This window comes from Legionella sheltonii (assembly GCF_026191355.1).
In the GTDB taxonomy this organism is placed as follows: domain Bacteria; phylum Pseudomonadota; class Gammaproteobacteria; order Legionellales; family Legionellaceae; genus Legionella; species Legionella sheltonii.
Genome location: NZ_JAPHOQ010000003.1, coordinates 243,328 through 267,848, shown reverse-complemented (window position 1 = coordinate 267,848; position 24,521 = coordinate 243,328). Strand labels below are relative to the sequence as shown.

Sequence of the window (24,521 nt, the reverse complement as noted above, 5' to 3'; positions counted from 1 at the left end):
ATAGGATTATATATCAATGGCAGATATTTTCAGTGTGAGCATACGCTATGCTATGGTTGGAGTATCTAAAGCTCCATTTCTATTTCACTCCTTGTTTTTGTGGGCAGTGTTTTTTCAGGAGTGAAGGAGCCAGATTTTTCTAATGCTTGTTGACTTTTGTTGTAAGCTGCGACTAATTGATTTAAGTCTCTTTTATTGTCAATGTTTGCAGCATTGTCTCTAATTGAAATGATTTGGCTGCCGCTTAACTTCATGGACTTTATTTGTACAAAATCGGCAATTGTTTTTTGTAGTTCAATTGACTTATCAACGGTTGATGAAATGGCTCCTATATCCTTTTTCATTAGTTGTTTTTGGATTTCAGCAATCCCTTTACTTAAATGAATATCGTTCCAGTCCGTTTTTGCTTTCCCCTGCAATCCATCCGGAAATACTGTTCTGGCACTTAAATTATCTTGTTTAAAGGCACCGATTGTTTTTTCGATGGCTTGTTGTGATTTAGCGAACTCTCCATCATTATCTCCTGCAATAACGACTTCCTTTGGATTGAATTTCTTGATGATTGGGATTAAGTTCTTCATATTTGACACACCAAGGGAACATAATACTGTGGCTTTGCTGTCCGCAAGGGCTATAGATGCTCCCGTTTCAAAGCCTTCGGCAATATAAAGACTGGCTCCTTGCATTCCTTTTTGAATAATCCCGCAACTGCCTTCGATGATTCCTTTAGATAGCTTTGGATTGTCCATGAATTTATTTTTACTGGCGGTGTGCTTGTCGAGGTAAATTCGTTGAACACCTGTTAGCTCATTTTTTTCATTTCTTGCTGCAATGATTAATGCTGGGATTTTATTAACTTTATCTTCCAATAATCCTTGTTCATTACAGTTTTTCCATTGAGTTCCAGTTGGCCAGAAACGTATATCCATTTTATCAATTGTCTCTATGCCTCGGTGTTTTTTGAGATATTTTTCGGCCAGTGTTCCCTTTGCAGGAATAGAACCACCCCAAATACTTTTGGCTGAAATTACTTTGTTCTTCTTTTCAAGGTCACTTAATGTTTGTAATTCATTTTTACTAGGAATGGGTGCTTTTAGAAATTTGGAAAGTTCTTCTAATTGATTAATACCTGCCATAGACGCAGCTTGAGCAAGTGCTTCTTTAAAAGACAGCCTATCTCTTGCCATAATCGCTTGAATCGGCGCGCCTCCTATTCCGTCACTGAAATCATGCCATAAGCCTTTGTCCTTGCCTTTCAAGCTTACAATTAAGCCACCAGAATAACGTAACTCTCTGGAGTTTTGTGTTTTTGGCTCACCCCAGATTGTTTTATAGGTAGTTTCTGGGTCGGCCATCAGAGCTTCATTAATAATTCTGGCATCCAAAAATTGTGCAGATTTTTGGATTTTTTGTAAGACCGGATTGGTTGATTGCAATGATTTTTGGGTGATCGTTTCTGGCTTAAAATCGTAGTTATTTTCTAATTCCTTATTAATTGTATTTACAGATGACACATTCAATGGATATTCTTGCAAAGCTAATTGATAACCGATGCCCTTTTCAATTTGCTTCATATGACTGGAAAGAGATAACCAGTTCTTTTTCCAGGCTGATATTTCTTTTGCAGAATGAGAGTTTGTGACGCTAGGGAACTGCATTGATAGTGTGTGTACGACTTCATTTAGCTCCTTAATTTCACGCAATTTTATTTGGTGGTTGCTAGCCTGGGCTAACAGCTTTTCTTTGTTGCCTTTTTCATAGGATAAAATTGAATCAAGGTACTTTGAGCCTTTTAATTGATGAGCCAATGCATCACGTTTTGATGACTGACTGATTGCTGCTGATATCAGCTTGTTATTTTGTACATTGCCATCAGCTTTATTAAGGTGCGCCTGCTGCCAAAGCCTGTAAGTTTGCATACTGGCTTTTTTGTAAGTCAGGAAACATTGATAGTCTTTTTTCTCAGGTGAAGAAATATTAGATAATCGTTCCTTTCTGTCGGTAACTCGTAGATATTTACTAAGGGTTTTAGATTCAATATTTGCTTCTTTAATAAAGGGATAATGGCCAGTGATATCATTTTTAATCTCATTAATTACTGCAAGACGTGTTTTGAAATTAGACTTACTTGCCGTAAATTGCTTGATGTTTTCCCGATACTGCTGTTTTTCTGTTTGTACTGCTAATTTTGCCAAATCCAGCTTGAAATAAGAGGCTATTTCAGGCATGGCTTTGTTTTGCATCAATTCGTGAGCTAACTCATTGCGGCGGGTGAGTAACTCAATAGATTTTGGATTACTACTCTTCCCTTCACTGTTTCCCGCTTCTTTTAAATTTGCTGACCAATTTTCTCTAAGCTCAAGCTGTAATGCTTTATAGACTTTGATGTTATCGAACGCCAATCTTCCCTCAGCACTTAATCCATTTCGAAACAATTTATCGCTATGCAAACGCGCATCTTTATGTATGGATTGCCATAATGATTCAGGCTTTTGATTCAATTCTTTTGCATGGGTTAAAACAAAAGAATGTGATAACTTGGATTCTCTTTTAATTTGGACTGCAAGCCTTTCTTTCTCTTCGCCTTGTGCGTTTAAATAAAGCGAAATATTGGTACGTATTAAGTCCCTTGTTGCCTGCTTGCCAAGTGATTCCAGGCGCATTTGTGCTTTTTTAAATTCCTTGCCATATTCATGCTGTGGCAATCCAATTCGATTTAGTTCTCCGATGGAAAAATGCTGCAAATAAGGTTTATAACGCTCCAGATCCCTACTAATTACAAAAGCTACTGCATTGCGTTTAGCGGACTGTTGTTGCAGAGCTTGTTTATTCTGATTTGAAATTCCATTATCCAACGATTGGGCATTGATATGCTGACTTCGTTTAAGGATTTGTTGGTTTAAAAACACGTACTGCCTGACAGTAGAAAAATCCTGCCTTTCTGATTTGGGTAGTGAATGTAATAACTTCGAGGTTTGGAAACGCAGAGCTTCACGCCGATAGGTACTAACACCAAAACCCAAGCGTTCTTTGGCAAGGCGATACAATTTGGGATCATTCACAATGGCAAATGCTAATTTTGCCGCTTTTCGATCTTCCCCTTGTTGTTTGCATTGAACATAGGTTTCTACTGTCTGTTCCAAGCCCTTCCAGTCCTGTTCTTTCGATAATTTTTTTTCAATGGCATTTTGTAAGACTATGCTGTTTTTGTGCTCTTTAAAACGTGCTTCATGAGCTTTCAGAGTATCTGAATCAACCATATCCATTGAGGAGTACTTGTCACTGTTATTGGTGGTAATGGCTTTAACCAGATGATCTTTATCGTCCGTGACTACTATCATTTCCCAAATACCACGGGTTGTTTCCACGTAATAGTTTTGGATGGTTGATGCAAATCGGTTTTGGCTTTCAATAAGGCCAAGACCTCTTTTTTTATCTTTTCCCTGGGTAGCATAGGTCGTGAGTACATAGCCATGATCAAGATGGCGTAGTTCTTTTGCTCCGTGAGGTAAGTGTAGGGTTTGATTGTCTTCCGTTATGATTGTTATTCCCTCATTGTTGATTTGTCTGATGGTTGCCAATTCAGAGTTGCGAATACCGTTGTGTTCAGAATTACGTTTCCATTGAATTTGATCACCGGCCATTAGACTCAATTGTTCTCGCCGATATACTTCAACAGGCCGTTCCAAATCTTTGTTTTCAGTTCTAAATTCAGGTAGTGAGGACAATTTAAATTTTATGGCTTGACCATTTTCATGCTTAAGAATCAGTATATTATTATGCTTGTTTTTGTTAGTGACCTGCCCAACAGTTAAATAATCTCCTGCTTTGATGTTATACCGCTGAATAGTATGATTAAAACGAATGATATCGTTTTGACTATAATAAGCTGCATTTCTGAGCTTAATTCCGGTTAAATTGCGTTCTTTTAATATGGGTTGCAGATGCTCTTGTCCGGTTAGTGTCACTTCTTGAATTAAAGCGTTTCGTAAAATCTGAGTTATATCCTGGCGATTTCTGTGCGTTGGGGCAAAGCATAGTGTGTTTTGGCGTTCTTCTGGTGTTAATGACAACCATTTACTTGAAATATAATCAACCCGTTTTAAATAAGTATCAAGCGTTTCCACATGAGTTAACTTATCAACGGCATCATAGATTTCACCTCTACCAGCATGAATTGCTGATTCCCTTAATTCTGAGTCTTTCTGGCGAAGATTATCCGTCATGGCAACCGTTTTAATCCCATAATCTTGAATGACAGAGAATAATTTCCCGCTGGATGGGGAAGGAAGCTGGGCTTTATCGCCAATGATCTTTAACTGGGTATTAAACTGTTCTGCCAGTTTGATGATTTTATGTCCTTGTGGATTAGATAACATAGAGGCTTCGTCCACCACAAATATGGTTTTACTTAAGTCCTGTTTCTGATTTTGCAATCTCCCTAACTCTCTTGCAAAGGTAGAAGCATTTAACCCTCCTTTATGGCGCAGTTCATTGGCGGCTGCCGAGCCTGCAGTAATACCACGAATTTCATAGCCCTGAAGGGATGCTAATTCACGAGTCAAACGTAGCATCGTGGTTTTACCAGTTCCTGCATACCCTTGAATGGCAATAAATCGGTCTGTTGAAGTTAGGAAGGTTGTCATGGCTTTTTTCTGTGAAGGGGATAAAGCAAATGCCATCTCCTGTTCTTTTGCTTTTATAAACTCACTGACTTTTTGTTTCGAACAAATAGCAGAAACAGCACCTTTACCATTTTCAATACGCTGGATGGCCTCGCTCTCAAGTGTTAGTTGCCAGGGCGTTGTCAATAAAGGCTTTTGTGTGAAGGGGTGTCTTGCCGTATACAGGTTTTGATTTGCAATGTTTTCATCAATGGCTTTATTAATTAAGGTTTCATCGATTATCTTATTGCTGGCGATTACATATTTTAGCGCTTCTTTTTTAAGTTCCCTTTCCTCAAACACCGCATGCTGTTGACTGATTGATTCAATGGCCACATACACAGACTCTCTGGCATGATTCATTTCGATGTTGTCCTTGCCATAAAAGCGCTCAATAATGTTTTCCTTTAAAGTTTGAAACAGATTTTGCTGAGGCTTATACGATGAGGCCACTAATTGATGCGGATCAAAGCCCATCCCCTGGCATTCATTGATGATGTCTTCTTTCCATTGATCATAATCTATGATTTCCTTATCCAATTTTGTTTTTTGAGCCGCAATTGAGGATGCTTTGGCACCACTCCAGCCTTTTTCATCTAATAGTGCTTCGATGGATTCCCTTCGTTTTGAAAAATGGGTTAATACCTGCTCAGGTGCACCCTGGATTTCCCACAAACCATCACCATCAGAAACCAGCTGATAGCCAAGTTCTTTGGTTAAATTTGCTAATTTGTTGCGAAATTTAAGCCCACCATAAATATGGTGTTTCATGATTTGTTCAACCACTCCTTTTTGACTATCCATGTCACTGGCAAGTGAACGCCACTTACCATCTGGACAGTGGGTCATATTTTGAACTACCAGGTGTGTATGCGAATTAGGATCATTGGCGCGAGAGCTTGGTTGACGAAAAGCAGCAATTACTAAATTTTGGGTGTCGATGTATTCAATTTTTCCGTCAACAAGTTGCCTTGCTTGGGCAAACTCCTTTTCCATTTCTTCAACGAACCATTCAACAGCCTTATCAAACACCTCTCCAAGCCTTGGATCAGCACCACTCTCAAGTAAAATTGAAAAAGATTTTGGGGCAGTAAGGGTCATATCAAAACCAGGACGATGATGGATACCGTCCTTATCGATTCGACCAAGTTGAGTACCATCCGGCAATGTACCTTTAAGAAGGGCTAACATCTGTTCTTTTTCTACTGTTTGCCCGTGGATCCCAAGAATTTTCGCTCCATCCCCTAACCAGCGCACACTTTTAGAATCATTTTCATAATAATTGACGACATCCAGATAATACGATGCTGCTCCATCAGCACTGTCTAATGGCTGAAGACTTAACATGCTTACCCCTTATTTGTTCTTATAAAAACTCAACAAGCTCTTTTTCTTCTTCAATCTTTTTTTCTCTGGCAATTGGTTTCGTAAGGTTTTTATTTGTTGAAGTTGCAGTCTCTAAAGCATCATCATGGGATGCGGCAAGGATAGGATCGCTATAGGTATCCACCAATTGTTCCACTTTTTGACGTAGCGGATCAGGATCAATAGCTCGTGCAATAAACTCTTCGTGAATGAGAGGATAATCAACGTAATTAAGCTTTATTTTTGCTGCAGGAAATTCACCTTTTACTCGCAAATACCCTTGTAGATCATTGATTACCTGAATTTGAGTTGGTAAAACCAATTGCTTTTCCTTAGTTTGCCGAGATACTGAAATCCCATCACGCATGGTGTTAGCACCATAACTAATAGATTCATTGACCTCTTCAATTTCATAGGTACCAATATTGCGGGAAGCATGTTCTGCATCAGTATGTTCGGGTAAACGGAGGAACAAGCGAGTCGAACACAAATTTGAAAGGGACGCGGCACCATCGTTACCATAGATAGTGCGCAACTGGGATGCACCATGATGGCCCAATAAGAAGCAACCACCAAATTTGCGACTTTCTGACTTGACTGCGGCTAAAAAGGGTAAAGCATGTAGAGTTGCCAATTCATCTAAAATAAACCAAACACGGCGGTTATCATCTGGCGCTAAACTTAAGAGCTCTTTGGTAGCCGTATTAATCCAAGCTGAAATCAGCGGTCTAATGGTTGGGTGTTTGCGCCCATCAGAACTGACAAACAAACAAGAGTTGCTCTGATCATTCAAAATCCAGTCCCGAATCGAAAAGATATCCCCGTCATCCTTTAAATACAATAAGGATTTTAAATAAGTAGCCATTACGGTTTTTACATTTAATGCAGTCTTTTGTACTTTGTCTGATACCAGAGATTCTGATTCAGTATGACGCAGTAGATGATGAATCCGACCTAAATCTGCAGTGAGTAAGTATTGCAACAACATTAGATTGGAGCGTTTGGGATCATTTTTCAACTCATTGGCAGTGGAGACGAAAATCATACGCGCGGCTTTAATCCAAAAGGGATCCATGGTGTTATTGATAGGCATTGGCATGATGGCTTCAGCAAGTGCTTCAAGATCGGCTTTGTCTTCACATTCCGCCCAAACATTCCATGAATGGCCTCTTGTATCTAAGGGATTTAAAATTACATCCTGATGTTCACGATAAAAACGGGATAAATAAGTTCCCCCTTTATCATAAATAATTGCACGCTCACCTCTGTCTTGTATCGTCGTTAATAGATCACGAATAGCAACCGTTTTACCAGAGCCCGTGGTGCCTACTATTTGTATGTGCTGGGTTTCAGAACCATAGGGCAGTGACACCCCACCAATACGATAGGGAGAAACCCTACTGGTTTTTTTGATGCGCTTTTGTAATGTGCTTTCATCCACTAACTCACTGCCTCGAATGATCTTGGCTTTACTTTGATTTTCCCCTCTTTTTTGTAACCACTTAACCATGACAATTAACATCATGACAGAGGCAAATAGTGCCTCTATCATGCTCTTAAGTAGAGCTTGTTTTAATTGATTAACAATGCCGATGACCATGGGAGCTTTTACAATTTGCGCTGAATACACTGGATAAGATTCACCCGTTGGCATGCGAACCACTTGCTTGGTTTTGCTCTGTATTAAAGTCATTGCCTGGGCTTTAACCCATTGCTGGCCAATATAACGTTGATACGCACTGGTATTAAAATAAAAAGCCAGACTTAAGAAAATAAAAAAAACTATCAGCATAGCAAGGCTTACTTTCTTACCTACCTGTGTGAACATGCGGACATTGTGCAAAAAGATTTGACCGCCGCGAATAAATAATTTTGTAGGATTTACCGCCATCATTGACTCCGAATCGATATAAAAAAAGTGAAAAACAGGCTACAATGAATAAAAAGGAGAAAATCCAATGGAGAAGAACTATAAAGGGCAAGTGATGATTCGCTCACTTGATGACCTGTCCCCTGAACAAAGAAAAAAACTGCGTTTGGCATCAATGGGAATCGGTTCTCTTGTTCTTTTAATTGTGGTGTTACTATTTCTTTGTTTTGGTGATTTCCCAAGTAACAAAGGCTCCTTATTTTTTTATTGCACCGATTGGCTCTTATTCCTTGTGTCACCATTAGCGGCTTTTGGGCTTGGTGCCTCTTTTGGCTTTGATTTGATGCTCTCAGATTTAGGCTTTGCATTTTCTTTTGGATCCTACGGTGGTTCATCACTAAACCAGCCGTTTTCCTCACATGAGTCGCCCAATTACCATCGTTCAAATAACTACAGCTCTTCAGTGAGCATAAACCCAAGCTCAGGTCGGCCGATGTCAGGAAGCAGTGGTATGGATACCTCTGGAAACCCTTATGGAACTCGCTCCTGGTAGATATCATTTAACGTCCTTGTTTGCTTGGGCAACTATGACATCCTGCATGACTTGCGATCCATCTTGCACAATACCTTCAACATTCTTGGACATTTCTGACTTGGCGCGTGCAAAATCCTTATCAACGGCACTAACCGAATCTTTATTAACGCCTCCTGCATTGATGTTCTTTGCTCGCTCATTGAAGGTATTGGTATAATCACCAAGAGCATGATCAACCCCCGCACTACCAGAAACACGACTTTTAAAGGCATCATTTTTTTGGTGCACCTGACTTTCGTTAATAGGATGATTTTTTTGAAATTGGCTGATTGATTGCGCGGTTTTTTCACCAACAAATTGTCTTGCATAAGACTGAGCTAATTCAGGATCGTGACGAATTAGCCATTCTGCCTGTTGCAACCCAATGGTTCCCTGACTATTAGGTGCACGATGATGTGATAACCAATCAATAAATCCTGTTTGAGCATCAAGATTAATAGATGCTGTTTGCTCGCTGGAAGTAGTTGCTTGTCGGTGATAACTCTCTGATTCGGAAAAACTCGCCACAGCTTCATCTCGATACTGCATAGATTTATCAAAGCCTGCTGAAAAGTTATTAGCCAAGCGTCCACTAAAATCATCAGAAGTGCGGAAATGATCGTCCTTGGTGGCTTGTCTTGCCTCATTTACTACATCTGTAAAATGATGCTCCTCACTAAAGCGTCGCGCTTCATTCATCAAGCGTGCGTCTTGATGGGATTCTGATTTGTCTCGTTCATGACGCACATTTCCCCCAATCTCAATATTGCCCCTTGCGCCAGGTGTTGCAGAACCAGTTCCAAAACCAAACGATCCTCCTAAATTAATACTGGCAGCACTTAAAACTTTAGTCGCATCATCCCGAGAAATATTATGATCGTGAGCAAAGGTATCAATGAGATTGGATATTTTTGATGCCGCGGCATTAAAGCCTGCTGAAGTGGATATTTGATGTCCCTGCCCACTTTGTTCCCCATGTGATTGCGTTTCACCAAGCTCTGCCAGGCTTCTGAGTGATGCCGCATAGTGCTCTGATGAAGCAATTGATTTATTGAACCCAGCACTTTTAGCACTGTCGGATAATTCAGAAAATGCAGATCGCGTGCTTTCTCCTAATTGAATATTAAGCGGGGTATGCGAGGTCGCAGTTGCCATCGTCAGTGTTTCACTGCCATCACGCGATATTCGCGCAATTGAACCACTATCAAGGCTTGTTTCAATACCACCCAATGATATTCTGGCGTTTTGATCGTTATGAAAAGAACTGCTATTAAACCCATTATGATTAGCAAAACTGGTATTTCCGTAGCTGTAATTTCCCATTTGTGCTTCTTCTGCCGCAGAGGAGGCGGCATTTTGAACAATACCTGTTGGTTGTTGCGTGAGTGATACAAAACTACCCACGTGTCGACTGATTAACATATAACTCAATGTGGTTGTCGCCAAGACTAAGTAGCCTCCCAAGGCAGCCATATTTTCATAGACTTGATTCATGCCTGTTTGGTAGGCCAAAGTAGTCGCCCCTGTTGACACAAAGGACAATGAAAACTGCGCCAAAATAGTCATGATGTAGTTAATAACAGTAAACATCGGTGCCCATAGGGCAAGCCAGACATACAGTGTTGCGTAAAATTGAAAAAAAGAAATGCCGGAGGGAAAGGGGAAAAAAAACAAGACAAAAATAAAACACCCTATAACAATGCAAAATAAAAGACTTTGCAACATGGGCAACCAATAGGCGGACATTAGTCCAATATTGCTGAGTGCCGCGGGTATTTTATCCTGTGCTCGACTGGCTGAAAAACTGTCTATGGCCGCTTTTGAATTCACACGTGCGCCCATAGAAAACACGCCATCGCGAATGGCGTTGGCCATCATATTTTGCCGAATAAGTGCTGCGGCATCACCTGACATGGCGGTTAAATGATTATAAGCTTGAGGTAAGTATTTTTCGAAATTAGCTAGGGCATCTGAATGATTGCCAAAAGCAAAACCTGCATACTTAGATTTGGCATCTTCAATCACGCCACTCCAGGCACTGTCTAATAAACTAGCGGCTTCCATACACGATTTAAATGAACCATCGTAAATAAACCCACGAGCAACAGAGGCATTGGATTTAACCAATTCCCAAATATCTCTTGCTTGATTAATGTCTTTTAAGCCATATCGTCCATACATCACATCATAGAACACGCATTGCTGCATGAACTTTTGCATGTTTGCATTAAACAACGGATCGGTTATTTTTATATTACTTACTGATAAAAAGAGCTTCGCACCCATGATCATGCCTGTTTGGCTGTAATCCATATCGTTAGGTGAATGAAAGAAGAATTCAAAAAGCCGGGTTATTTTATCACTTAGCTGACTGCTTAATCCTCCTACAACACCCAAAACTAAGGGCACGTTATCAACCGTTAAATCTGGTCGCAGAGGATCAGTTCTATCGTGGATTTGCAAATTGCAGGTAGGTGTTAGAATAAATGAAATAACAAAAGCATATTTTAAAATAAAGAAGAACATACTGCGCACATCACGTTTTACAATAAATTGGCCAACAGTCCAAACCCCACCAATAATCAGTGCTGTTCTAAAAATCCCAAGTATTCCATCATAGTGAAACATAGCTGCGGTGGCGTTATAAAACGCCTTAAGTAACTCACCACCGGTAATCGTATAAATTTGCATCGTAACAGCCATTTCACTCACCTCATTTGATTAGCCCAACTCAAAGACTGAGTGAGCTCTGATGAAAATTCTCCTACAAGCATTTGCTCTATGGTTTGAGTTTCTTGAATCATCTGCATCGCCATGCTCATTCGCTGATGCGCGGTACCTTCCATTTGAACCAAGTCGCGACGAGCCTGAGTGAGATCAGTTTGAAACTCTTTCATAATGGCCTCTGGATATTGCAAAGCTCCTGCTGCTTGTTTAACGAGTTGTAAGTTTTCATTCAAATATTGAAATAAAATATCAATGGCAATGGCTTCTGAGTAACGGGTGGTGTCAATCACCGCACTGTCTTTCATAAAGGCCATTTGCACACTGACCATTTTCATTACCGGATATTGGGTGGATTCTATTAATCCTTTAGCGGCATCACTTTGCTCCACATTGTCTTTAATCTTGCTTGCCATATCCAAAATCAGATCACGAACTTTTGATTCAAGACCATGACTGATATCAATGTTTTTACTGGTTAAGGTGGGTTGTAAGCATTTGACCTTTTCATCACATTGATAGATTTTTACCTCGCCACCGCGTAAAAGAGCGCTGATTAAATTGTTATTACTTACTAAGGAAGACAGGCGTTGGACATGCACCCCTTCTGCATCGCGAGTCAGAATTAAGGTGCCCGATAAGGTCATCATGAGTTGAGCTAATTCGATATCATCTGCAAATAAGCCGTTTTTCTTTAACGCATTCCACGCCACATTGGTATTATCAACTACCTGCTCATTGCTGCTGTTTTCATTAATCACTCTGTCGTAATCATAATTACTGGAGCCTTTACCACAGCCTTGTCGTGCCTCTGCCCAGTCTGAAAAGAGATTTTTAGATTGACCGATGGATTGGCAGGCATGTTGCTGTGCAATACGGGTGCGTGGGGCTAAACCCAGTACGGCACTTTCAGCCGTTGCACACGAACTGATATTAGTTTGGTTCACCCAGGTAGCCACGTTTTGTAATTTGGTTGCCACATTACCTAACAGAGGTGTTGCTTGCTCTAGGGCTAATTGGAAGGCAAGTCCTTGTGAGTTGTTCAATATGTTTTTGGTAAAATCTACAAACTCTTTACCTTTGATGTGAGAAAAACCACCTAACGTGGCATCAATGCCACCACAGCCTGCAGACACCTTAGGCCAGCTCAAGCGCATAATTTGCAGATTACGCACGCTGCTTCTGGCGTATAAATTACCCCCCGTATAAAAACCGGCACGCTGTGCTTGATAGGCATGAGGCTCTGTGACATTCGCTCCCATATTAAGGGCTTTAAAATAGCCAGTTAAATCCTCACCTATTGATTTGCTGTACACTTGTCCGATGCCAAGTGCACCGATTAACCCACAAGACAGAAGAATTTTTTTCATAAAGGCACCTCTTTGTCATGTATCTGGCTAATTTTTAGTAACCGATTGGTTAGTTCGCCTTCATCAATAGTGCCTTCAGTAACAAGACTCGCCACTTGGCTCTTTGGGTTAACCAAAAAAAGAGAAGGATAAACACTGACTTGAAATACCTTCGTTTGTCCTTCATTCATCACCGCATCAGGAAAGGACGGTAAAAAGCCTCCATCAACAGAAATAGCAACTACGCTAAAGCCATAGTGTTGACTCAAGCGTTTGAGCGTGGGTGCAAAGCGTTGACAATGAGGACAACTCGAACTGAAAAAAAAGAAAAATCCTTGATGTTTGGCAAGGGCATGAAGCGGTGCATTATCAATATCGGCGTATAGGCTTGATGAAAATAACGTTCCTAATATTAGAAAAATAGCTAATTTATTGCGCATTGTAATCTCCCGATTGAAAAGCGTTGCTTGCCATTAAAATGTTTTCTTTCAATTCCGACTGGCTGACTAAGCCATAAGCAACTGGCATGGTTTTTTTTGATACCGGATTAAGAGCAAAAACCGCTGGAATGTGTTTAACACCCATCTGAGTTGCCTGACCGGAATCAACTCGTGAGTTAGGGAACATCGGGGAGATGCGATTGGTCATGGCAATTGGAATAACAGTCATGTGATAACTGTTTGCAAAATCACTCACCACTTGGGCCATACGCTCGCTAAATGGTTCACCACCCTCATAGAAATACAACAAACCAGATGTTTGACTAATTTGAATAATCGCCTTTTCCTTTTGCATGCTGTTTTGCTGGTTGTAAACATCACGTGCCGCACTACTGCTTGGATTAATAAGACTTTCATCTTGATCTGGATTGATTAGCAAATCGAGCATCCATTTCTCAGAAAATAGATTAGCCTGTGCCACAATCAATCGTTGTAATCGTCTTGCCCGAGCAATATTTTTAGGAGTTGGATTTAAAATAGCTTGTGCACGAGCCTGTTGCACCCTAGTACCAATCAATTTCCATGTTTTATCAGGATCGGCAGGTTTACTTACAGGTGAAGCTGCCACTGACTCAGTTTGTGGTTTATTCTTGACTTCCTCTTTGGGATCTTTATGCCAATACCAACCTTCCTCATGCTCATTAAGATAAGGCTGCTCGGCGTACAAAAAAGGACTCACGCTAACCAACAAAACAAAAAACCATCTAGCCATTGATGTCTCCTTGATTGTAAAATTGATTAAGGCGCTGGCTTATTCCATTGGCAGTTTGTTGGTAATCCGGTTGTTTTTGTTTATTTTTTACCTCTTCATAAAATTCTGAAAAATCAATGGATTCGAAGTGAATTAATTGCATTTGCTCAGGCGTAATACCTGAACAATTAGAGTATTTATTTTGGCCAAAACCAATATGTAACTGGTCACGTCTTCCTTGTACTTGAACCATACGGGCTAATTTAGATTGGAAGACACAGTAAGTCTGGTGGTGATCGACACAGACTGAGCCAATAGGGAGTTTTTTGCGTTTAAAACAATATTCACCTGTAGGTACTACCAGTTTGTTTTCTCGAGCTTTTCCCAGTTTTTTCTCAGCATCACTACACTGTGCCAGCTCAAGATCCAGACCCCACCCCTTATCACTGCAACAATTTTTAAAATGGAGCATTGTTGTTGAACATTCAAGCAATTGACCTTTGAAAATAAAATTGGCATTGCCATCAAAGTCTTTTGAGGCTTCCGAGGCGGCGGATAAGGTGGACATTGCTTTTTTAAAATCTTCTTCATTGGCTGGGGTTAGTTCATGTTTCGCACAATTACCATCCAAACAAAAAGCATCCTCACCACACAACAGTTGGTTGTCAGTACATTGGTTTATCGGGCATTGATACGTTTGCTGATGTGTTGTGCAACGTCCTGCTTCTTCTTTCACACAAGTCGAAGCAGTCTGCTCACATCCTTGATTCACCAAGTCATCGCAGGTATTTTGCTCCTGACTGCCACCACAGGTGTAGGAAGCTCTTTCTTTCCAGCAAGGGCGAGTAAATGAAACATCACCAATAACTCGTGTTTGATTACGCTCAGTGCATGTTAGAGGCTCAGTAATATGACACAACCCCTCTTTTTCTTTGTTTTGCAAATGTTGGCATTGGTCGTCCCAATACTCTTTGCTTTCATAAATTTCAACTGTCATCGAAACGGAGTGAAAATAGGGCACTGTGCAGCGACCAAATCGACAATTGCCCACAGAAATTGATAGGGTGGGATTGGTGCAAGTAGCCGTTTGCTCAACAACCACCATTCCTTTTTCATCGACAAAACTTACTTTCACCATGGCACAATTAGCAGGCAATATAATCGCAGGCGCTATCGCTAAATCTTTATAAATTGTATAGCAAGGCGTTTTACCCTGTTGACAGGTATCTGTTTGTGCCAGATTAACTAAGACTTTAAAAGGCGTCCTTCTCATACCTCCTTTTCGCAGGTACAGACTGTAACTTTCTGTTTTGTAGGGTGAGACATCCAACCGTAAGTGCCTTGCACAATGCAATACACCTAATACCTTGCTAGACAGGCATGTTTTTTCCTGCCATGAGTAATGGCATTCTTTGGGCTTTAAAGAGCAGGTGGTTTTATCGGTATTTTGGCCGTGCATAATCGCATCTCCATTTTCGGCGATTTGATTTAACCTTTGCATTGATTCCGAGGCAGGATTTACTTGATACAAGGGGCGATGATTAAAACTTTCGCCTACTGCCTTTCCTGCATCATTCTGAGCTACGGCAGTTTGCGAATCGGCTTCAAGACCTGAGCTTGCCTGCGTGACGCCACTATAATAATGTTCTTGCGGCAGATTGGCTTGATAGCCAGGAAACTGGCTCAGATCCAGTGCTTTTAATAAATCAATGGATTGATTGGTATGGCTTGTTCCGGTCTGAACGCCTTCTTGATACGCCTGATTCAAATCAAGTGCAAAAACCTGTGAACAAAGGATTAAAAAAACTAAAACGAAGCCTTTCATCAGATTAACCCCCCTCTTAACCGAAGAATCATTTGATCCAACACGGGGTCTTCTGACTGCTCATCGCCCCTCATTTTTTCTAAGGCGTAATCCAGCGACACATCACCATAAAGACTGTCGTAATTCACCGGTTTGCAATCCATATTGGCAGGACAAGCAGGGGTGTCTTTCACATAAACCACTGCAGGAACCATAGTGATATCAAAGGTTATAAAAAGAATAGGATCAAGCTGCATCCCAATTCCTGTTTTTTTACTGAGCGTTTGAATAGCCGTCATCGTTTCTTTAAACGAATTATGAATTAGTCCCCGAATCACAGGTGTTGCTCCACTTTGTTTACATTGTAAAAGCCAAGCTTGTAGACTTTTTTCTGGCATTGAAAACGATAAGAACACGAGTACCTGACTGACTTTTTTTAAGTGGGTTACAATGGGCTCCTGTGTTTTTATGACTTGATGCATCTCGCCGGTAAATTCTGCAATTTGACCCGATTTTTCTGAAGTCTCAAGAGACTTACTGATTTGTTTTATTTCATTTGTAAAAGCATTGGCGCGATTTTTTGTATTCGCCTCAATAGACGCAATATAGGTTTCATCTTCTGCAAGTGCAGGAAATGACAACAAAAATAATGCAACCAAGAAAGAAGTGTTCATTCGTATTGTTTTCATCACAACTCCTAATCGTTAAAAGGCACAACAATTGCGTTTGCGCCAGATCAGATACCCAAAATCCTCGCCCTTAAACGGATATTCGTGCCCTGCCTCCCATAGGGTCGTAGCACGCCCAAGGGGATAACAGGCATTAGTAGTCGGTAAAGGATTGACCATTTGATAGCGGTAGCGTGATTTGGGCAAAATAGGGGAATAATGAGTATGACAAATGGATTTTGCGCTGCTTGTCGAATCATCAAGTCCTACTGTGTCTTCCAATAATCCCTGGCGGTGCAGTTTAAAATTCATACGCTCAGACAGTAAGACTGATGCCTGAACCCCGCCAACATGTTCTTGCACATGCCCCGTTAAAGGGTACATGCTTCCCTGAGCTCCTGCGCACCAAAAGAGTTTGTCAATGGCACTGCCCAATAAAGCGGTACTTGAATCAGCAGCGCAAGCCGCTTGTGCGGGTAAACTACCAAACAATACCGCCTCAGGATTAATGATGAAACCCAGCTCATCGTCATTCCACATCACATCCAATTCACTCGGATAAGCAATGTCAAAGTCTCCTTTTTCAACACAAATCCCATCAGTTAACACATTCAACCAATACATCAATGGGAACTTGTACCAGTGCACGTGGTAAAATGATTGATTGGATAAATTACTGTCTGTTTCCACTGCACCTTTGCGATAATACTTGCCAAAATTTAAAGAAATCCCCCCTAAATTAACCAGACAAAAAGGAGTTCGGGTTACATCCACTAAATTCACAGGCTCCCAATAACCCATTGTTAATCCAAATCGTGGTATAGGATTTCCTGGACATTCACAAACAGGCAGTTTAGGGTTTTTAGTGTCTGGCAAATGATTGGAGGAAACGAGATTGGCTTGCCCTAAACTGAATGGAAACAAACACGACCAACAGACATCCGTAATGGGATTAACAAAACGACCATGACAAGAGCCTGCTTGTGTCAACCCAGAGGCTAAAAATGCAAGAAAAACAAAAAAGGCTTTCATACAGTCACCTCATTAATTTGTAACCGCTTCCCTGCTTGAAAAACCCTGACCGGCAAGTGCTTTATTTGAAATTTGGAAACCAAAAATCCATTCAAATCAAAATAAATAGCTTGCTTTAATTGATTCGCAACTTCCTTTACAGAGCCTGAAGTGAGGATTAATTTTACTTTTTGGTGCTGCGTTAATTCCTGGGTAACCCATGCAACCTGTGCCTCATCATCCCCGTCAAAAAACAGGAGAGTGCTACTCAAGCCCACTCTATCCAGGGGGTTAATTACAGTGCCTTGTTTAACAATCACTTGGCCGTGACTGTCCTTCACATCGTAAGGCACAGCAAGTGATGGATTAAAAAACCACGTTCTATTGTCTTCTGCTCTCGGCAAACGAATAGGTGTTGGGCGTGCCACATGTTCTTTTACCCGTTTTTTAAACTCAGATTGTACTGTCTTCCATTCCCCATTAGCCTGCATCCCCTTCATTTTTTGCTGGATGTAATCTAAAAAATCTATTTCAGCAATTTCAAAGGTTTTGCCAAAGACACCATAGTCTTTAGCCTCTGCAAAAGGGAGATAGAGCATGCAAATAATCAACAGAAGCTTCTTCACGATTTATGCTCCAATTTGATCATCGTCATGAGGGTGGCTGTATAATCAGTGCTGCCTTTAATTACTGCTTCCTTCGGCAATAACACCAACGATTTGGATTGGGACAAATCTTGTAACGCTGCTTCCAAATGATGCGAAAATGCTTTAATCGCTGCTTCTTTCTCAAGGTTTGAATGATTTTTTTGCGCTTCCTCTTTGATAAATTGGGAGGTGATTGACACGATATCAACGGTTGCAATATCTGGCCGTCTCAAAGCACTATAAAAAATCCCATTAACTAAGACGCTGGTAATGAGTGCGGTCAAAAGAGATACTTGAGTTGCCTTAAACATAGCCATACACCTCCAGGGCAACTTTGGAAATGGCATCAGCCAATGGCAAACCTGTTGCCATTAATCGTTTCAAGGCTTCTACTTCTGGGCCTCTTGTGGTGTTTAGGACGCGTGAAAATGGATCGACAATCAAACGATGCACTGTTGAATTCTCTTCACACATCATTAAAAACTCAGAGTATTCATTAGTTATTTTAAGGCTTCGGATTAAACGCTCGCCATAAGCATCCAACTGATTACTCGTTTTTAAAGTGTCAATCGTACTTTTGGAGGCACCTAAAAAGATTTTATAATAGGCGTTGTCGTAACACATTTTGGCAGTTGGATTGTTTTCATAATCATCTAAGCCATGAGTCACTGTAATAAAATTACCACCGTATTTAGGCGCACGCCTATAGCCCTCGTTAACAAAGTTAGCACTGCCACCCGTGCCATTGTCTGAAAGTAATTCGTAGGATTCATCAATCAAGCAGCTTTTGGGAATGTGCTTTGGCGTGTAATACATCGCATTGGTGATTTGATACATTAAGATTTTCAATACAATGCGCTGCAAATCCTTATTTCCATCAAGACCACCCAACTCTAAAATGACTAAATTTCTTTTAAAATCGAGCGAACAAGGCGGTTCAAAATAACTGCCATAACGACCGTTTTTAGTATAGCTATACAACAGGCGCCCAATATTTTGAGAAATAGGATCGTTACTACTTTCTAAGTGATGAGCAATAAGAGTAATAGTTGTAGCATTGTGATGTTGTCGCCACATCGCCTCAATGGCTTTCTCAATATGACTTCGTTCTTCATCACTGACGTTACCGGATGGTCTTGCCATCATACCTACAAGTTGTATTAGCTGATTGTGAACATCTTTAAATGCAGTATCATTTTTGGCTTGTGCATCAATTGTGGAAAAGAGGTTTAGGCTAATTTCGGTGTCATGATTAAAATCAATAAGCTGTCCGTTCAACATCTCACAAGATTTAGCGTATGAACCGCCCACATCAATGATATAAACAAAGCCCCCCTGGGATAACAGACTTTGAATGTAGTCATTCATTAAAAAGGATTTTCCTTTTCCAGGAGGAGCTACAATAGCGACATTATAGTTTCTGACTACGTTGTCAAAAAAATAAATAGCGGTAAATTGCCCCCGTCTTTGTGGATAGACCTGAGCAAATCGTCCTGCCCCTTTCCATTCCCCCTGGATAGGTAATAAGTTAACCGTATTAAAACTGGTTAAAGGTCTTATCCGTCCAAATGATTTGTAATCATCAAACATACCTTCAGCAGGTGCAAAGGGCATGGAGGCTAGAAGTGTTTGTAACTGCAAACCTGTTGGCGTGCGTAAATCAAATTGGTTACCCCGAAATACATCCTTGGCACGTCGTACATCGCGACGGACATTGGCAGGTGTTGTAAACAATAAAACGTTATAATAGGAATCAACCAAAGAATCATCGCCACTGAGCCGCTCTCTTAACTCCTCAATTTCTGCGTATTTTTTGTTAAAATTTTTGACCCATTTGGCAATAAAAGGTTGTTTGGCATTTTGACCTTCATCAGCATACTTGGCATCTAATGCCGCCATCACCTTATCTTTATCTTTAATTCGTATTGCAAAACTAAAAAGAAAGGGACAACTTATTTGCAAAGAGGTATTAAACATTTTTCCAAATAAATCACCCATTTGCCATTGCACAGGGGATTTAGGATATTGCCTGACGGACAAGCATTTAATCACCCTCGTATCTTCTTCTCGCTCAATCTCTATTTGATTGGATTTAACCCGCATACTCGCTTCAATGTCAGTCAGTTGAAAACGAATTTCAGTATTGGTATCGTAATTGGTTTTTTCTTCATACAAGCTGTCGGTTGGAAAGAGCCACTCCCGCTTTAAGCTAATCACTTCTTCAACAGACAGTTCTTTACAAACAATATTGACTGACTTTAGATTGTTGCTGATGTCTTCGCGCAAACTACCAAGCAACAAGCGATCGTCTTCTATAGATTTGCGCGGAATTGAAATACATAAAAATAAACGAAAATCACGCAAGACATAATTGCTTTCTTTAGTTAATGAGCTGTACACCCCTTTGCGGTAAAATTCAGCTCGTCGGTGTGCCAGGGCTTTTAAAACCTCACTGCCTTGATTGCGTTGATGTTCCATTTCATCAATCATGTGGCCAATTTTAGGCGATGCCCAAAACAAAGCATGAAAACAACTTTCCGGTGGTAAAATATCCGTTAATATACTGGTGAGAATAGTCATGGTTTCTTCACTGGCACCAATCAATGTGGAACATTCAAACATCATATGAGAGGCTTGTTTGTAGGGATAAATGTCGGCTTCCGAATCGTAGACCTCATCTGGCAAATAAGGTGCTAAGCAATATGTATCCAACAGTGCTTCTATTTGCTTTTTATGATGCGCATCAGTCATGCCTAGCTCTTCTCGCAATGTTTCCAGTAACGAGCCTGTTGCATGACTTAAAGTAGTGCTTGTGTTTCTAACTGCGCGACGCGCTTTTTTTAGTGTAGATAACATAGTGGCTCTCCTTATTTTGAAGCCAATTGGGACTGCTGCATCCACTGTCCTTCTTTAACAACGCTGTACACCCGATTGGCTTGATGATAATTGCCATCAGTGTCTTCATAAGGCGCTATCCAAAGAGGCATCACCCCTTCTCCATATCGCACAGGATGACCAGGTCGTCCATCCATCACTAAAGGATTTCGGTTGGGGGTTACTGCCAGGGATTTGCCCTTACCATTTACCATGTCATAAACCTCGTCCATGCGTTTGCACGATCCTCCGCTGGGGGCTGGGCAATCAAAGTCCTCATTCAGTTTGGCGCAGCCGGTCAAAACAACACAGGGCAACAGTAATAAAGTAATTAGAGTTTTCATGTTCGATATGTCCTTAGAAAGAGTGGTTTTTATAGAAAAATTGATTAGCAGCTTTTTCTTCAGAAGTCTCAGACTCGACAGGAGCTTCAAAAGCCACTTTGGAATCTTGTCTTTCTTCTGGTTGTTCAGGGGCATTAGTGTCCGTCCCTCCGTCAAGCCAAAATCCTTTAAGAAAAGTCACATCAACTGTAACCATTGGAGGCAATTGAATAATTGGGTGGTACATTTCAGCGCGCTTGATGTTGTACTGTGCATACATTTTGGCTGCACCCGATCCGCCGCTAGAAACAGCCGCTAGGGGAATTTTTCCTGCTTGAATGGTTGATACACTTCCTAGAGGCGAGGTGCTGTAATCAGTGGAATATTGCTGGCCAATATTGCCCATGCTTTCCCAGAAGTTCCCCCAAAAAGCTTTTTTCACCATCGGTTCATCACGCCATACTGCACGCCCACGAATTCCGTTTTTAGAATCTGCAATAATACCCGTGACCTGGATGTCGATACTGGTCCCATTGGAATGAATGCAACTTAATCGTTCGGTACGAAATTTCCCTCGCTCACTGGAAATATCACCAATTACAGAAGCACTTACCATACAGCCTTTAAGCGGTGCCCTGTATTTATTCGGCATCACTCCATCATCGACTATTTGAAATATCATAATGTCCGGGTTGGCCTGGCTTAAAACTCCCGCTGAAGCATCAGCCCCTTGTAAAACAACTGCTTTAGCAAAGGTATTAGAGAAGACATAATTATTGGGTGTTTTGATTCGTGGCTTGGATTTTTTATTTAACTTGGCTGTGTATTGAATAAATCCAGAATCTATCTCTATAGAGTTACTCGCTGCCGATTCATCTGCTCGGGGTAATAACCCATTTTGGGGCTCATTGGTTTTTAATGTCCCATTTATTGGGGTAGTACGCTCCATTTGCAGTTTAACTATTTGATGCTTCAGCTCAGAAAGTGTTGATTTCATTTCCGATAGTTCATCTTTTTGCGAAGTAATGAGCTTGCTTTGCTTGTCTTTTTCATCACCTAATGCTTTGAGGCTTTTATCAAAGAGCTCTGATTTTGCAAGCTCAGCTCGCCAGGCATTTTGTGTTTTCTCAATCCAATGGGATTCATTAGTGGCAGTAGATATCGGGCTGGCTAAGCTGTGTTTTTTATAAGCGGGTTTATCAACCTCTCTGGATTTAACTGTCTTGTTTCCCAATAAGGCAAAGCACGCAATCACCAACACTATAACGCCGATAACAATCCCTAAAAAGATCTGTTGTTGTTTTTTAAGTTGAATAGACATGTTAGCTAATCCTGTACAATCGAGTAGTTTCAAACGGCGCTAAATGGGTTTTAGCAAGCGCCACCCCTTTGGTTCCAGGCCAATTAAACCAAGATTCCTTGGCATCAATAGGCTGATTGGTTACGTTCTTTAACTCAAAAATTTCACCCCGCATACGGTTGCCTTTAACCGTCAACAAGCGTTTTAGCTGTGTTTTTTGCGCTTTATATACCGAAGGCTTTTTAGGTATTGTTTGAGTAAAACCTTCTGGCAAATACCCATTAACCAGTGCTCTTAAAAAACCAACCATTACCTTTTCATAACTTGAAGTACGTGGGTCACGGGCACGAATTACAGGGTTTTTATAGGATTTAAAAACGATTGTTTGTGAAGCAATGGGTTTTGGCTCTACACGCACGTTGTAAAAAAAGCCTTTTTCAGTCAGCAAATTGATAGTAAAAGCTCGCGTGTGGTAAAGAGGCGATGGCAAAAAAGTAAGAATACCCGTCGTATCATCAATTAATTTGCAATTCGCCTTCCCATTGCATGCATCAACCAGGGTGTTGCCAGGTGCTTTTATTTGCTGAATGCGATCATCCTCTAACATCAGATTATTGGGTTCTTTAATTGAGGCATTAATGAAAATATCTTCATAATTTCTGACTGTTTTTATTTGAGCACCTTCTGCTGTTGCTATTAATAAGCCTAAGCTGAATATCATTGCCATTTGTTTCATGATTACACCTTCTCAAGATTCGTTAGTTTCAACAGGCCATACTCATAGGAATACCTAATCAAAAAAGTCTCCCGTACATCAGACATCAAATCCGCGCCAACAAAACGCTTCATCTGTCCCATTACTTTTACGCTCAAGTGTTTGATATCAATTTCAAAGGTCGATGGATAAAACACGCTGGATAAATGTTCGTGATTAATTTGTTCGACTTCCTTAACCAATTGCGCCCTGATGTCCCCATACAGTGAGGGAGCTACATAGCCTAAGAGCGCATTAAATTGGTAAGTGGCTGAACTTGAAGTGATATTAAAACGAAGTTGCGTTAAGAAATTGGTCATGTCTCTTAAATAGCCTTCCGAAACACCTGTTCCAGAAAGTGTAAATTCTTGAGATATTTTAGGTGGGATGAAATGGGTTTCATGTTTGCTATGAGCATAATGCAATAAGGCCACAATGGTAATTGATTGCATGAATGTCATAGCTAGCAGCACACTACTAATACCTATGAATAAAACCCTAATCTTTTTTTCCTTCATTAATTCTGATTTTTTTTGTTCTATTTTCATCTGTTACCCCAAAAACGCTCTAATCCATGACGGTGGTGTTGCCCGTAACTTAGGTGATAGAGAAAAGAACCAATAAAAAAGGTGGATATAAAAATAGGGACCTTCATTCCCCTTCATGCGTTTCATCAGGAATAGAAACGCACAGGTTAGAATCAATGAGGTAACAAAAAAACCACAAACAGCCCCAAATACGTAGAGAGTTAATGCTGCTACCATGACCTCATCGAGTGTAAAAATAATCAATCGATAAGGCTCATTAAGATATTGGGGTGTTTTGTATTTTCTCGGATCTTCCATCTTAAACCCCTGCTAGCATTGCAACGACATTTAGAAAAATAGCCATCGCCCCAACGCCGCCAAGCGTTTTAATATTTCGAGTAAACATCAAGGTAACAACAGCCGCTACAGCTTCTCCGACATAAAGATAGGTTTTTATCGAACCATTGTAGGTATCCTTAACTACTTCTTCTGCAGCGGATAAAGCATCCGCTGCAAAGGTTCCTTGAGCCATTATTAGCAAGCAAATAAGTATGAAAATCTTTCCAATGTGAGCATTAATACTGCTTAACACGTTACTTCTGAACTGATTTAATAAAGACATGTTATCCCTCCTTTTTAATGGTGATTGAGGATTGATTGCTGCATTGATGGGCAAAATTTCTTTGTTGGATCAGCCAAACCATCGTGCTTTTCAGATTGAATTTTTTGATAAATTTCATAACGGTGGATTGCTACTGAATTGGGTGCATTAAACCCAATGCGTACCTGATTCCCTTTACAACATAGAACTGTGATAAATATATCTTCTCCAATAACAATGCTTTCACCGACTCTTCTAGTTAAACTCAACATCTT

General features: G+C 40.6%; 20 protein-coding genes. 1 reads left to right on the top strand and 19 read right to left on the bottom strand.

Translation table 11 applies throughout. The features are described from left to right. Nucleotides 1-65: 65 nt before the first annotated feature. Together traI and traD are read right to left on the bottom strand one after the other, a co-directional pair. Nucleotides 66-6,011 (bottom strand): conjugative transfer relaxase/helicase TraI, encoded by a 5,946-nt coding sequence (gene traI, locus OQJ26_RS04995; protein ID WP_131774923.1) that lies wholly within the window; start codon nt 6,009-6,011, stop codon nt 66-68. Nucleotides 6,012-6,030: 19 nt separating this feature from the next. Continuing rightward, nucleotides 6,031-7,923 carry a type IV conjugative transfer system coupling protein TraD gene (gene traD / locus OQJ26_RS04990; protein WP_131774924.1) on the bottom strand — a complete coding sequence of 631 codons (1,893 nt, stop codon included), beginning with the start codon at nt 7,921-7,923 and terminating at the stop codon, nt 6,031-6,033. Between the two features lie 64 nt (nt 7,924-7,987). Here traD and OQJ26_RS04985 point away from each other — a divergent pair, with 64 nt between their 5' ends. Beyond that, on the top strand, nt 7,988-8,452 hold the full coding sequence (locus OQJ26_RS04985; RefSeq protein ID WP_165482896.1) for a hypothetical protein: 465 nt from the start codon (nt 7,988-7,990) through the stop codon (nt 8,450-8,452). Between the two features lie 3 nt (nt 8,453-8,455). Here the strand turns inward: OQJ26_RS04985 and OQJ26_RS04980 are convergent, their stop codons facing one another. The 17 genes from OQJ26_RS04980 to csrA are packed head-to-tail and all read right to left on the bottom strand — an operon-like array spanning nt 8,456 to nt 24,518. After that, nucleotides 8,456-11,176: a conjugal transfer protein TraG N-terminal domain-containing protein gene (locus OQJ26_RS04980; RefSeq protein WP_165482897.1), complete on the bottom strand. Its 2,721-nt coding sequence runs from the start codon at nt 11,174-11,176 to the stop codon at nt 8,456-8,458. 5 nt (nt 11,177-11,181) lie between these two features. Next, on the bottom strand, nt 11,182-12,567 hold the full coding sequence (locus OQJ26_RS04975) for a conjugal transfer protein TraH (protein WP_131774927.1): 1,386 nt from the start codon (nt 12,565-12,567) through the stop codon (nt 11,182-11,184). After that, the gene (trbB, locus tag OQJ26_RS04970) at nt 12,564-12,986 is read right to left on the bottom strand and encodes a type-F conjugative transfer system pilin assembly thiol-disulfide isomerase TrbB (RefSeq protein ID WP_131774928.1); all 423 of its coding nucleotides are present in this window, start codon (nt 12,984-12,986) and stop codon (nt 12,564-12,566) included. Before trbB ends, OQJ26_RS04975 begins: the two co-directional genes overlap by 4 nt. Continuing rightward, nucleotides 12,976-13,758: a type-F conjugative transfer system pilin assembly protein TraF gene (gene traF, locus OQJ26_RS04965; protein ID WP_131774929.1), complete on the bottom strand. Its 783-nt coding sequence runs from the start codon at nt 13,756-13,758 to the stop codon at nt 12,976-12,978. The genes trbB and traF overlap by 11 nt, the downstream gene beginning before the upstream one ends. Then, nucleotides 13,751-15,562, bottom strand: coding sequence for a type-F conjugative transfer system mating-pair stabilization protein TraN (traN, locus tag OQJ26_RS04960; protein WP_131774930.1), 1,812 nt, complete (start codon nt 15,560-15,562; stop codon nt 13,751-13,753). The genes traF and traN overlap by 8 nt, the downstream gene beginning before the upstream one ends. Beyond that, nucleotides 15,562-16,230, bottom strand: coding sequence for a type-F conjugative transfer system pilin assembly protein TrbC (gene trbC / locus OQJ26_RS04955; RefSeq protein ID WP_165482898.1), 669 nt, complete (start codon nt 16,228-16,230; stop codon nt 15,562-15,564). The genes traN and trbC overlap by 1 nt, the downstream gene beginning before the upstream one ends. Nucleotides 16,231-16,245: 15 nt before the next feature. Next, nucleotides 16,246-17,241, bottom strand: coding sequence for a conjugal transfer pilus assembly protein TraU (gene traU, locus OQJ26_RS04950; RefSeq protein ID WP_131774932.1), 996 nt, complete (start codon nt 17,239-17,241; stop codon nt 16,246-16,248). After that, on the bottom strand, nt 17,238-17,846 hold the full coding sequence (gene traW, locus OQJ26_RS04945) for a type-F conjugative transfer system protein TraW (protein WP_131774933.1): 609 nt from the start codon (nt 17,844-17,846) through the stop codon (nt 17,238-17,240). The genes traU and traW overlap by 4 nt, the downstream gene beginning before the upstream one ends. Next, complete coding sequence (locus OQJ26_RS04940; protein ID WP_162262290.1) at nt 17,843-18,184, bottom strand: TrbI F-type domain-containing protein; 342 nt, start codon at nt 18,182-18,184, stop codon at nt 17,843-17,845. The genes traW and OQJ26_RS04940 overlap by 4 nt, the downstream gene beginning before the upstream one ends. Then, entirely contained in the window at nt 18,171-20,723 is a 2,553-nt protein-coding gene (gene traC, locus OQJ26_RS04935; protein WP_165482899.1) for a type IV secretion system protein TraC, read from the bottom strand. The genes OQJ26_RS04940 and traC overlap by 14 nt, the downstream gene beginning before the upstream one ends. A gap of 11 nt (nt 20,724-20,734) precedes the next feature. After that, complete coding sequence (gene traV, locus OQJ26_RS04930; RefSeq protein WP_058491836.1) at nt 20,735-21,085, bottom strand: type IV conjugative transfer system lipoprotein TraV; 351 nt, start codon at nt 21,083-21,085, stop codon at nt 20,735-20,737. 13 nt (nt 21,086-21,098) lie between these two features. Beyond that, nucleotides 21,099-22,385: a TraB/VirB10 family protein gene (locus tag OQJ26_RS04925; RefSeq protein WP_165482900.1), complete on the bottom strand. Its 1,287-nt coding sequence runs from the start codon at nt 22,383-22,385 to the stop codon at nt 21,099-21,101. Nucleotide 22,386: 1 nt separating this feature from the next. Further along, nucleotides 22,387-23,100, bottom strand: a complete 714-nt coding sequence (gene traK, locus OQJ26_RS04920; RefSeq protein ID WP_131774936.1) for a type-F conjugative transfer system secretin TraK — start codon at nt 23,098-23,100, stop codon at nt 22,387-22,389. A gap of 2 nt (nt 23,101-23,102) precedes the next feature. Then, nucleotides 23,103-23,666 carry a type IV conjugative transfer system protein TraE gene (gene traE / locus OQJ26_RS04915; RefSeq protein ID WP_058491830.1) on the bottom strand — a complete coding sequence of 188 codons (564 nt, stop codon included), beginning with the start codon at nt 23,664-23,666 and terminating at the stop codon, nt 23,103-23,105. 3 nt (nt 23,667-23,669) lie between these two features. Beyond that, nucleotides 23,670-23,963: a type IV conjugative transfer system protein TraL gene (gene traL / locus OQJ26_RS04910; protein WP_058491829.1), complete on the bottom strand. Its 294-nt coding sequence runs from the start codon at nt 23,961-23,963 to the stop codon at nt 23,670-23,672. A 1-nt stretch (nt 23,964) separates the two neighbouring features. Continuing rightward, nucleotides 23,965-24,267 carry a fimbrial protein gene (locus OQJ26_RS04905; protein ID WP_010947806.1) on the bottom strand — a complete coding sequence of 101 codons (303 nt, stop codon included), beginning with the start codon at nt 24,265-24,267 and terminating at the stop codon, nt 23,965-23,967. A 14-nt stretch (nt 24,268-24,281) separates the two neighbouring features. Then, the gene (csrA, locus tag OQJ26_RS04900) at nt 24,282-24,518 is read right to left on the bottom strand and encodes a carbon storage regulator CsrA (RefSeq protein WP_010947807.1); all 237 of its coding nucleotides are present in this window, start codon (nt 24,516-24,518) and stop codon (nt 24,282-24,284) included. Nucleotides 24,519-24,521 lie beyond the last annotated feature (3 nt).